The 11651-nt window shown below is 39.9% G+C and carries 7 protein-coding genes and 1 tRNA gene; 6 read left to right on the forward strand and 2 right to left on the reverse strand.

The annotated features are described in order from the left end of the window. The first annotated feature begins 192 nt into the window (after positions 1 to 192). Positions 193 to 2271 (forward strand): zinc-ribbon domain-containing protein, encoded by a 2079-nt coding sequence (locus BFS05_RS07000; protein ID WP_258004235.1) that lies wholly within the window; start codon positions 193 to 195, stop codon positions 2269 to 2271. Positions 2272 to 2337: 66 nt separating this feature from the next. Here the strand turns inward: BFS05_RS07000 and BFS05_RS03750 are convergent, their stop codons facing one another. Beyond that, a complete protein-coding gene (locus BFS05_RS03750) occupies positions 2338 to 4005 on the reverse strand; it encodes a zinc-ribbon domain-containing protein (RefSeq protein WP_103084668.1) in 1668 nt (555 codons plus the stop codon). A 354-nt stretch (positions 4006 to 4359) separates the two neighbouring features. On the opposite strand from BFS05_RS03750, the gene BFS05_RS03755 reads away from it, so the two are divergent. The 5 genes from BFS05_RS03755 (at position 4360) to BFS05_RS03775 (ending at position 10696) form a co-directional block, all read left to right on the forward strand. Further along, a complete protein-coding gene (locus tag BFS05_RS03755; protein WP_103084669.1) occupies positions 4360 to 4896 on the forward strand; it encodes a holo-ACP synthase in 537 nt (178 codons plus the stop codon). 106 nt (positions 4897 to 5002) lie between these two features. Further along, positions 5003 to 5076, forward strand: a tRNA-Gly gene (locus BFS05_RS03760). Between the two features lie 170 nt (positions 5077 to 5246). Continuing rightward, positions 5247 to 7682: a glycoside hydrolase family 25 protein gene (locus BFS05_RS03765; protein WP_103084670.1), complete on the forward strand. Its 2436-nt coding sequence runs from the start codon at positions 5247 to 5249 to the stop codon at positions 7680 to 7682. 341 nt (positions 7683 to 8023) lie between these two features. After that, positions 8024 to 8992, forward strand: a complete 969-nt coding sequence (locus tag BFS05_RS03770) for a glycosyltransferase (RefSeq protein ID WP_103084821.1) — start codon at positions 8024 to 8026, stop codon at positions 8990 to 8992. A gap of 69 nt (positions 8993 to 9061) precedes the next feature. Then, positions 9062 to 10696, forward strand: a complete 1635-nt coding sequence (locus BFS05_RS03775) for a glycosyltransferase family 39 protein (protein WP_103084671.1) — start codon at positions 9062 to 9064, stop codon at positions 10694 to 10696. On the opposite strand, the gene BFS05_RS03780 is transcribed toward BFS05_RS03775, so the two are convergent. Beyond that, positions 10631 to 11596, reverse strand: a complete 966-nt coding sequence (locus BFS05_RS03780) for a DMT family transporter (protein WP_103084672.1) — start codon at positions 11594 to 11596, stop codon at positions 10631 to 10633. The two genes, BFS05_RS03775 and BFS05_RS03780, sit on opposite strands and share 66 nt — an antisense overlap. Positions 11597 to 11651 lie beyond the last annotated feature (55 nt).

Consider the following 11651-nt stretch of genomic DNA (forward strand, 5'->3'; position numbering starts at 1 on the left):
ATTTTCTCCGGCTTTTGTTTTCGCTCTGTTTGTTTTTGCTTTGTTTGTTTTACTCTGTTTTGTTTTTGATATAAATGCTTGTAATTTTTCTGGCATATTTTTCGCATTAAAAAATCGCGTAAGTAGCTGTAGTATAGAAATAAGACTTTGTTCTGTAGATGAGATTGTTGCTTGCGTGAGAGAAGGTTAAAGATGTTTTGCGAGAACTGCGGCAATAAGATTGATGGAAATGATAAGTTTTGTACAAAATGTGGTGCAACAGTAAGCGACTATCAAAATCAGCCTAATTCAAATCAACCTAATCAAAATCAGTTCAATCAGAATCAGCCTAATCAAAGTAATTCGCGTAATCAAGGAAATCAATTTAATCAAAGTAACCAATTTAATCAAAGCAGACCGGTAAACGCAGGTAATCGACAGAATATTGCTAATCGAAGAATTCAGAATAATCGTTCAATTCCGAATAATCCGAATAATCCTGGAAATCTGAATAATTCAAACAATCCAAACAATCCTGGAAATCCGTCAAGATTCAACAACCCTTCAAATCCAAACAACCCGTCAAGATTCAACAACATTCAGCGTCCGGGCAATATCCAAAATCCGGGCAATATCCAGCGTCCTGGCAATATCCAAAATCCGGCTAACATTCAAAATCCAAGCAGCAATAATTTCTTCTCTAAAAATCGCAATTTAGTTATTATTTCCTCATGCGTAGCTGTAGTAGTTTTAATAGTTATAATTTGCCTTACTGTTTTCTTAACGAGCTCGCATAATTCAAATAACTCAGCTTCTTCTTCATACAATCTCGTAGTACCTAAAGCTGATTCTTCGCAAAAAGCTGAAGATGTTATTCAAGATCTTAAATCTAAAGGATTCAAAACTCGTTTAGTTAAAGAATTTAGCGGTGAAGAAAAAGGCAATTTCGCAGGATTCGCTAATGCAAAAGCCGGCAAAAAATTCCCTAAAAATGGCGTTGTAACCGTAATAGAATCCAAAGGTCCTGGAATGCCTGCGAAAGGCGTTGTTGGTTCGAGCTTAAATAAAGCTGAAAAAATTATGAAGTCTATGGGAGTGCCGGTTGCGATTTATAAAGTATATTCTGAGCATCCAGGAAAAATCGTTGCATCTGACCCAATGCCAGGCGAACCATTAGGGGAGAGTAGAAGTATAAAGCTGGCAATAGGTGACGATTATAATTATTCGGATAATCTGGGCGTTCCAGTGGAATTATTTAACACAGATAAAGATCGCGCTTACAGGAAAATGATGAATCGTGGCGGATACAATAAAATACGCCTTGTGCCAAGGTATTCGTCTCGAAAATATATAGGCAAGATTGTTGGATCAAATCCTGCATTAGGAACGCATAACGCAAGCGAGAGTTTAACGCTTTACTATGGTGCTGATGCTTCTGAAACGAAGAAAATGTTTACTAGCAAGCGCGAATATGGTGAAGGTAACCATGCAACCGTAGTTTCTACATTAGTTCCATTTGTTGGAAAGTGGTGCACGAAGTCGGGAGATTGCTTAGAGTTTGAAACAGGGCATTACAATGTTCAAGATCCGGAAGAGAACACGGATCTTCTTCTTCGTGGCTCTCATGCTATGGAAGATTTAGCTGGCGATGACAGTAGAAAGTATCATCACAGTTTTGATATGTGGCAGTATACGCAGCAATTATTAGGCGATGCAATTGACACGGATGATAGTAGTGAAAATAAGAATTCTCTGCCTTTGCGCAATACATTGCTTTTTGGTGATTCAGGTATGGTTGATATTTTCCGCGATGGTGGAGCGCCTTATTGCGGTAATAAAATAGTTGAAGTTCATTCAGACTATTGCATTAATGGAAAGATTTATTCGTATGAGGATTTAGATAACGATTCTCGCTTTGAAGATTACAAGTCTGATTACAGGAAGATTCCTGGAATGAATCAAGGGCTTGTATTTAAGATGCGCGCGTATTTTGTGCTTGTTCCTGTTAATGCGAAGCTTGATGAAGTTGAAGCAAGCGGATTCTTTAAGGGCGTAGGTAGCACGAAGCCTGATATGAATCGTCCGTTTATTTTGCGTCGCGACCCTGCTAGCTATAGCGAATCCGAGCGTGTGGCAGACGCAAAAGACAGTGATTTGCGTCGCAATCCGTTTATTCCTACTGAATTTAATAAGCCTATTCCTTTTGCTCCGGCTCCAGATGATTCAAATGCATACTATTTAGTTGAGCAGCCGTTTGATTGGAATAGTTTTGTTAAAGACAGAGAATTGTAAAACTATGTTTAGATTGTAGCTTTATAAGTGTCTTCTGATGTGATTTCTTGTAGCTTCTTATAGCTTTTACAATGATTCGCTAGTGGAAGTATCCCAGTCGAAAGGTTCTTCCACAAGATAATACGCGTTTGAATCGTCCGGGGCAGGTGCGAACGGAACTGCGCGACTATGCTCTGTAGGCACAAAAGGATTAACCCAATCGCCTCCTCCAGCAGGCAAATTCTTGCGCGTTTCTTTGTATAGCTTAGGATTCCTGCGCAAAATAAACGGACGAGTCAAATCTGGTTTAGTTTCGCCTTTTCCAACGAAATATCCGCTATTTAAAAGTTTATCGAATTTCGCACCAACAGGCACAACTACCATAAAATCTTGCATTGTATAGTAGAAACCAACGTCTGCACCTGGATCATTTTTAATACGGTCATATTCGTCTGGATCGTTATGTGGAAGCTGAACGTATTTTCCGTTCAGGCATGTGGATGTAGTGTCTCCAACAGGAACATCTTGATTGTCACATTGCACAATAGCGCCTTCAGAATACAGCTCCACAGCACCAGTATCACCAGAAATAAGATGATTTCTCATCATTGAACTATTTGGAAGATTCTTATCAAATACAGCGTAACCCGTAGGATCCTGGCTTCCTGAATTTAATTCAAGAACACCCTTACTATTTAGATAACCTTTGTGGCTTTCATCAGGTATTCTACCGTTTTTATCTGCAATATCTGCCGGAATAAGTCTCCTAATATTTCGTTCCTCTACGAATTGTTCATTGCTCATAAGACGCGGAATAAGTTTTATGCAATTACCACTCTTCGTGCACCACTTGCCAACAAAAGAGCCTGCCCGAGTTACAAGATAAGCCGTTTTATCGCCGAAATCCGTCGGCTCAGTTACAACATTCTTAGCTTTAGAAGCGTCAACGCCATAGTAAAGCGTTACGGATTTAGGATCGCCTTTAGTGCCCAAAGCTGGATAAGCGCCAACGATTTTGCCGAAATATTTTGCAGAAGAAAACTTCGGGCGAAGATCCACGCTGAAAGGCTTAGAAGATAGCATGTCCTTAGCTTTTTCTTTATCCACACCAAACACGTTTACTGGCACGCCGTCAGTGTTTTCTCCAACTGCGATATGTATTACGTCGTCTTTGCCAACAGCGTTTCCAGGCACTGGGCTGGAAGCAACGATTTTACCTACTGCAGAATCAGTTGCTGGCACGTGGTGAAGCCTCACAGTCACACCCATCGACTTCACAATTTTTTCGGCTTTTTCTAAACTTGCGCCGACAACGCCTTTTTCTGGTACGCCAGGACCTTTAGATTCCACTACTTCAACAACGTGATTTTTATCTACTCGATCGCCTTGTTTTACATTCTTATAGCGTACAAAATCTCCTGAGTTTTTAGCGCTAAACTCTTTCACTAAACGCGCATTTGCTCCTTTTTTATGTAACGAGTCAACTACGCTTTGAGCGCTTTGCGATTGTAAAACTTTTGGTATTACTATGCTTTGAGAAGTAGAGAATAAGGAAGAGTGATTTTTATTTGATACGTATAACGCTATTCCTGTGCAAGAGCAGATTAAAACTAACACTACTAATGCAATTATCGGTATCATAAACTTCTTTTGAGTATAAAAAGGCTTTTTGCTTGCGTTATCCGCAGGAGTTCCGCATTTTGTGCAAAACTTGTCGCTGCTTTCAAGTTTATTACCGCAATTTATGCAAAACATGTGCAACCTTCTTACTCATATTTTTCTCTTCAAATTACTAATGCAATCTTACGATTACCGCTTTATATATTTGCGCGTAAGGTTCTAAAATTTATGCTTTTTTGGGGAGTTGGGGTGGTTCATGTATAAAATGCTGCTGAAGCAACATAATCTATTAATTTCTTATAAGATTTCTTATTCTATGAGAATTTATTAAAATAAAGCTATTTGCACATTTCGTGTCATATTGTGAAGATTTGGTATATCTGTTGGTATATCTGTTGGTATATCTGTTTATATATCTGTTGATATACCTATTGACATATTTATTGATGATATATCTGTATAAAGTTGTTACGTCGGAAAGGTGTGCGCATGATTGCAGGACTTGGCCACGATATAGTCAGCGTTGCGCAGTTTGCTCAGCAGATGCAGGATAGCAACGGCTGGCGTGCTCTGTTTTCTGTGCGCGAACTCCGACAATGTGATCTTCGTGCGCAAGCTAAGAATGATGAGAAAGCATTACATATTGCCGCACGCTGGGCCGGCAAAGAAGCTGTGATTAAAGCGTGGTCTGAAGCGTTATGCACAATAAATAGCCCTTACCCATATACTTTAGATAACATGCCGTGGGCGAGTATTGAGATTCTTAACGATTCTCATGGTTGCCCTCGCGTTATTCTCGGCTCAGATGTTCATTCTCAACTTGTAAAATCGCTGGAAAGTGTTTTTGCTAAGAATTCAGATGTTAAGAATCAAGATGCTAAGAATCCAGATAGCAGTAAGCGTTTGGATCAAGTACTTGAGAACTTAGACAATAAAATCTGCTGGCATATTTCGCTTACTCACGATGGATTGTTAGAAGATAATTCAGCTTTTGCATCCGCTGTTGTAATGCTAGAAGTCTTATAGAAAAATATAAATTATAAGAAAATATGTATGCGCACTTGTGTCGATGTCAAAAGCACCTGTATAATTGGACGAGTCGCCATTTTGCGGTAAGTAGAATGAGATGATTGCGGACGTAGCTCAATGGTAGAGTCTCAGTCTTCCAAACTGATTACGCGGGTCCGATTCCCGTCGTCCGCTCCACTTGATTTCTCAGCGAGTATGTCTCATATTTCGCTGAGATTTTTTATTTTCTGTCACATTTTGGGAAATAACCCAGAAATAACACTTAAAATCAGCCTTAAGAATCACAATATTTTGAATGTGTTTGTGCATATTGCTATGGTTATAAAGGCAAAAACGCGTAAAAACATATGTCTGGAGGATTTGTGGGACAGATTATTGTGCGTGTGCTTGTAGGTTTAATATCAGTTGCAACTGCTTTCAGTGCGAACGTTTGTGGACCTCGTCAAAAATTATCGTTAGTAGATAATGCTGAATCGAGTGTTGTTCGTCAAACGTATGCAGATTCGTCTGATGATTTGCGAGCTAAATTAAATCAATCAAATAATGTTAATAACTCATCTTCTATTCCTAACAATCCGAATGTGGAGCTTCCTAAGAAGATTAATTCATCAGTTCCAAACGATGCTGAAGTTGTTTCTTCAAAGTACGCTTTCACAAAGGATGGAAAGTTAAAGTCTCTGGATACAGGAAAAACTGTAACCGATAAAAAACTTGTCGGTACAAAAGATCATCCTGCCGATCCATTAGAGCTTACGAATGGCGTACGATTTGAACCTGTAAAAGTTTCAGAAGTTCGTAAAGCTATTGTTCAATCAAATAAAACTAGCGCGAAAGATAACGCGAAATCTAACGCGAAAGATAGCGCGAAAGATAACAATAGTGCTTCGAATAATAATCGTTCAAGCAAAGAACAAGAACTAAATTCGTCAAATAAGCCAACTGTTAAGAATGCTACTTTTAGTGAAGCCTTGAATCAGAATATTTCTGGAACAGTCCGCACAACAAGCAGCGTACGAAATATAGCTGTTTACGGAAACGAATATGGTGCTCATTGGGATACAGATGATTCAGGTGCCGTAACATTCATTGATGGTTATGACAATGTTTTTGCAAGAAATGCAACTGCTGTTATTGATGTTTCCGAGCATCAGAAGAAGATTGACTGGGAAAAGGTCAGTACTTCAGGCGTTGACGGTGCTATTATTCGCGTAAGCTACGGCTGGGATAACGGATACGATAAGCAGGCAAGGCGCAATATTAGCGAATGCAAGCGTTTAGGCATACCGTTTGGCGTTTATCTTTATTCTTATGCTGAAACCCCAGAAGATGGTGCTTCAGAAGGCGTAGATTTAGTTAAAAAATTGCGTGGCTTAGGAGTTAAGCCTTCCGACTTAACTTACCCAGTGTATTACGATTTGGAAAAATGGAGCTGGAGCGGTCACAATCCTCCTAATTCTCCGTATGTTTATCAGGATATTGTTGCTTCATGGTGGAATCAATTAGTTGATGCAGGCTATGACAATCTTGGTATCTATTCATACGCGAATTATTTGAAGGGTCCGCTTAATTCAAGCTTCATACATGATCGTACAAGCTGGGTTGCAAGTTATGGAATGCGCCCTGGATTTGATATGACAACTCCGTTAATTGGATGGCAGTACACTTCCAGTGGAGATATTGATGGTATTGATGGACGAGTGGATTTGAACGCATTTGGCATGGCCGATGGAAGCGTTATTACAAGCGGTCCTTTGATGCATTTCGGTAGGGTCTCTGTTCAGTCTTCAGAAAATAACGGAACCGGCTGGAATATTAGTAAGAATGGACGCCGCGAAGTATGGAGCCGTGGTGGTGACAAGTTCGTGCTGCAATATGAATTGCGCGATGCTTACTACTCTCACGGTGGATTCAACCGTCTTGGCGCGCCTGTTGCCGATGAAGAGAATTTAGGTGGCGGCTGGTGGCGTCAGAAGTGTCAGAATGGTGACGTTTGGACTCACGGACGTAATAAGAAGTTCGTAATTCAATACGAGTTGCGCGGATCTTATTATGATCATGGTGGCGAGTCTCGTCTCGGTGTTCCTGTTGCCGATGAGGAAAACATTGGTGGCGGCTGGTGGCGTCAGAAGTGCCAGAATGGTGACGTTTGGACTCATGGTTCAGATAAGAAATTCGCTATAATGTTTAATCTCCGTAGCTCGTTCTATAGGCATGGTGGTACTCCTCGTCTTGGCGCTCCTGTTGCTGATGAAGAAGATATGGGCGGCGGCTGGTGGCGTCAGAAGTGCGAGAATGGTGATTTGTGGACTCACGGACGTAGTACGAAGCTTGTAATTCAATACGATTTGCGAGATTCCTATTACAATCACGGAGATTGCAATCGTCTTGGTGCGCCTGTTGCTGATGAGGAAAACATTGGTGGCGGCTGGTGGCGTCAGAAGTGTCAGAATGGTGACGTTTGGACTTACGGACGAGATACTAAGCTTGCAATAATGTTTAATCTGCGCGGTTCGTTCTACAAGCATGGCGGTACTCCTCGTCTTGGCGCGCCTGTTGCTGATGAAGAAGACATGGGCAACGGCTGGTGGCGTCAGAAGTGCAAGAACGGCGATTTGTGGACTCGCGGCTCGCGCGATAAGTTCGCAATATTGTTTAATCTTCGCAAGGATTATTACGCACGCGGTGACTTTGAAAAAGTCGGCGGACCTGTTGAAGATGAACATTACGACGGCAAGGGTATTTGGCGTCAGAAGTGCCAGAATTCCGTGCTTGAAGCGAGATAAGTAATAATTGCAAATTAGTAATTATTAGCAATAATCAAGCAATAAAAGTAATAATTTAAGCAATTAATAATCGAATGGCCGGCGTGATAAGCATGCCGGCCATTTTCATATGTAATTATCGATGTGAGTGACTGTAGTTGATGCAACTTTTATCAGATACTGGTTGTATATTATACTTTTTATTTGTGAAGAATTCTGCTGATAATCGTCAAAATACTGACAGTCAAGATGTTGATTGTAAAATCAGAGATATAAATAACAGAGATATAAATAACCTAGATATAAAAACGCAAAATATAAAAAACAAAAATATAAAAAACAAAAATATAAAAAATAGAAATATGGAAGATTTACAGATTAAAGCACCAGTTTTATACATTGTTGTGCCTTGCTTTAATGAAGAACAAGGACTTGCAACTACCGCGGAAGTTCTTCGCAATAAAATGAATAGCCTTGTATCTCGTAGGCTTATTGATTCTTCTAGTCGCGTAATTTTTGTTGACGATGGGTCTAAAGATTCTACTTGGGATTTGATTTCTTCGTTTAATACTTATGATCCTTCACTTTTTGGCGGTGTAAAACTTGCGCATAATCGCGGTCATCAAAATGCTCTTTACGCAGGACTTATGTATGCGCGCGAGAAGGGTTGCGATGCCGCTATTTCTATGGATTCTGATTTACAAGATGATGTGAATGCAGTAGACGCAATGCTTAGAAAGTTTGTTGAAGAGCATTGCGAGATTGTTTACGGAGTTCGTTCTTCGCGCAAAAAAGACACGTGGTTTAAACGCAATACTGCTTTGGCTTTTTACAAGGTTTTTGCCGCAATGGGTGCGGAAGTTGTTCCGAATCATGCGGATTATCGTCTAATGAGCGCTCCTGCTTTGGATGCTCTAAGCGAATACAGTGAAGTGAACTTATTCCTTCGCGGAATTGTGCCAATGCTTGGATTTAAAACTGGCAAAGTTTATTACGAGCGTGGTGTAAGAACTGCCGGAGTTTCAAAGTATCCTTTGAAGAAGATGATTTCTTTCGCTTTAGAGGGTATTACTTCGTTTTCAGTTAAGCCGCTTAGGTTAGTTACGTATATGGGATTGCTTTCTATTGTTATTGCTTTCGCCATGTTTATTTACGTAATTGTTTCGCTGTTTACTAATCACACTGCTGTCGGCTGGTCTTCGCTTATGTGCTCAATATGGTTTATTGGCGGATTCCTTATGATTTCGATGGGCATACTTGGAAGCTATATTGGCAAGATTTACTTGGAATCTAAGCATCGTCCGCGTTACTATATCGAGAAATCTTTGTAAATATCGCCTTTATAAATACAATTTTTGTTACGGCGCTTTGTGAAAGCAATCTTTAAAGGGGTTAAAAGTATGATTGAGCGTTTTCAGCATGTAAGCGTAATGCTCGGGCGCTTTTTTAGCAATGCTATTGTGTGGTGTTCAGCCATATTTTTCAGCGCATTAGCACTACTTAGCTTAATTCTTTCTGCTCATCTTTTCCCGGGGGAGTACAGACTTGAGTTTTTGTGGTTTCAGTCTCCATTCGTACTCGCTTTAAGCGCTTTATTATTCTTTATTTTCGCGTTTTTAAAGAAGCGAAATATTTTTGATAAGATTCGTATTCGATACTTTGCAATAGCAGTTTTTGCTTATGTGCTTATATTAGGATTTTTGTGGGTAAGGGTCACTCATACTTGGCCTGAATGGGATTCTGCCTATATGTTTAACGCGGCGCAATATTATGCGGATCCTAATCGAAAACCTATAAATTGCGCTACTGATACGTCGGAATTATCGTGGATTATTTGCCCTGGCGGTTACCTGACTCGCTTCCCATTCCAATTCCCGCTTCTTTCTCTTATGCGATTTTTGGTAATCATTTTTGGCTCTAATGCATATCTTGCTTTTGAAGTATTGAACGTGTTATGCGCTGCTATTACTGGAATTCTTATTGCATACTACGTGAATTTGTTATTCCGTAATAAAAATGTGACTATTCTTTCTCTGCTTTTGTACGCAGCGTTTTTGCCTATGATTTTTTACGCGACTTTTGCGTACGGTAATACTGTGTGTTTGCCGTTTGTTTTTGGCGCGCTTATCTTCCACGCGAAGAATATTAAAAGCGGAAGTTGGCTTAACGCGGTCCAGGCACTGATTTGCATATTCTTTGCTATATTGCTTAAGTCAACTATGGTTTATTTCCTACTTGGAATGATTGTTGTGTGGATTGTATCTGCATTGCGTTCTAAAAAGTGGGAGCACGCTGTTTGCGTATTGCTCGCGATTGTGTTCTTTGCTTTAAGTAATGTTGCTGTAGCAAGTTCAGCTAATTCTTTTGGCCATAATGCAAAAAATGGTTTGCCTTCTACTGTTTGGCTTGCAATGGCAACTGATCCGTCTCGCAAAACAGGTCCAAATAATCCTGGATGGTATAACGGATATCCTACGAGCTTTGACGTTAAAACATATAACAAGGATAATATTAAGAAAGAATCTACAGCATTATTACGCAATAATCTTAAGCATTTCGCAAATAATCCTGCAGATGGTTTTAGCTTCATAACTAAAAAGTTTGCTGGAGAATGGCTTGAGCCAACCTATGAATCTTTGCTTGCAAGTAGTTGGAAGTGGAGCGGCCCAGGTAGGCCAGTTTTGATTGAGCGTAAAATGAATCCTGTTTTAAAGTCGCTTTATTCCGGAAAGCTTGGCTTTATTACGTTTACATTCTTGGATGCTCTTCAATTTATGCTTGTAGCTTTTAACGCGCTATTTTTATGCGTAACTTTGCGTAAGAAAAAATCTATTTCTTGCGAATATTTAACGCCTTTCGTAATTGTATTCGGTATTGCTGTTTTGTATCTTATGTGGGAAGCGCAATCGCAATATATTTTGCCAGCATACTTGCTTATGATTCCGTTTGCTGCGCAAGGTTTTGATATGCTACTTTCGCGCTACGAAAATCGTGCTACACATAATAGTAATGCAGCAAATCCAAGCGATAATTGATGGCATTGTTTGGTAAATTATGGAGGATGCAATCATTCCCCATGCAGCGTACGTGACGTTTGCTGCCATTGCGCGAGAAGCTCCTACTTGTGCAATTCCGCGATAATAGCTTAAATATGACCCTGTTCCAAGTAAGCCTATTGCAATTAGCATTGATACAGTTGATAGAAGCTTAGAGGATGCGAATATGCTACTTACTGAAATATTGGCTGTGAAGCATAGTATTAACGCGATTATCGTGTAAGAAATAGCAGATACTGTTTCTCGAATGTGTAAGATTGTTTCGTCGTCCGCGCTTTGTTTTCTAGTTGCCCAAGCGCATACTACAGCTTCGCTGCCCCAACCGATTACGCTTAAAAATGCTCCAGCTAACCCTAATAGCGTGTTTGTAATATTTGCAGAACCTAGTGTATTTTGCGCATCAGAGCATGAATAATATCCAAGTGCTCCTACTGCTATAAGAGCTAAAGTAAAAGCTGCGTATTTTTTTGCGCTTAAACGTTCTTTTAGTACGATTGCTGAAAGAACTGCTCCAAAAGCAGGGTACAGTGCGGAAATTGCTGCAGCGTATCCTGCTCCTATATTGCTTGCTGCTAAAACGTATCCGCTCATACCAATAGGTCCGCCAAGTAAAGATCCTATGATAATAGGCGTGAGAATTTTTGGCTTTTTTAGTATTTCAAAAGTTTTATTCCACTTTTTTCTAACGCTTATATAAGTCCATATGAGTATTGCACATACAATATCGTGAAGTAATGCGCCAATAATTCCTGTGAAGATTACTAGAGCAGTGTTGTTTGCGTAAGATGCGTTATTTGTAAATACGAATGATGCAGTTAAAAGAGCTAGAAGAGCTGTATCTACTCCCCATAAAAGTCCACTTAGAAACGAATATTTCATAAATACCTACTTGCTTTTAGAAGATGTTCGTGATTTGTTTCTGCTTGTTTATCTG

It is taken from the genome of Gardnerella coleohominis (genome assembly GCF_002896555.1).
In the GTDB taxonomy this organism is placed as follows: Bacteria; Actinomycetota; Actinomycetes; order Actinomycetales; family Bifidobacteriaceae; genus Bifidobacterium; species Bifidobacterium vaginale_F.

Excerpts from the sequence above, each read along its gene's own strand:
- BFS05_RS07000 (WP_258004235.1), top strand. The coding sequence starts at position 193 with ATGTTTTGCGAGAACTGCGGCAATAAGATTGATGGAAATGATAAGTTT.
- BFS05_RS03750 (WP_103084668.1), bottom strand. The coding sequence starts at position 4,005 with ATGTTTTGCATAAATTGCGGTAATAAACTTGAAAGCAGCGACAAGTTT.
- BFS05_RS03755 (WP_103084669.1), top strand. The coding sequence starts at position 4,360 with ATGATTGCAGGACTTGGCCACGATATAGTCAGCGTTGCGCAGTTTGCT.
- BFS05_RS03765 (WP_103084670.1), top strand. The coding sequence starts at position 5,247 with ATGTCTGGAGGATTTGTGGGACAGATTATTGTGCGTGTGCTTGTAGGT.
- BFS05_RS03770 (WP_103084821.1), top strand. The coding sequence starts at position 8,024 with ATGGAAGATTTACAGATTAAAGCACCAGTTTTATACATTGTTGTGCCT.
- BFS05_RS03775 (WP_103084671.1), top strand. The coding sequence starts at position 9,062 with ATGATTGAGCGTTTTCAGCATGTAAGCGTAATGCTCGGGCGCTTTTTT.
- BFS05_RS03780 (WP_103084672.1), bottom strand. The coding sequence starts at position 11,596 with ATGAAATATTCGTTTCTAAGTGGACTTTTATGGGGAGTAGATACAGCT.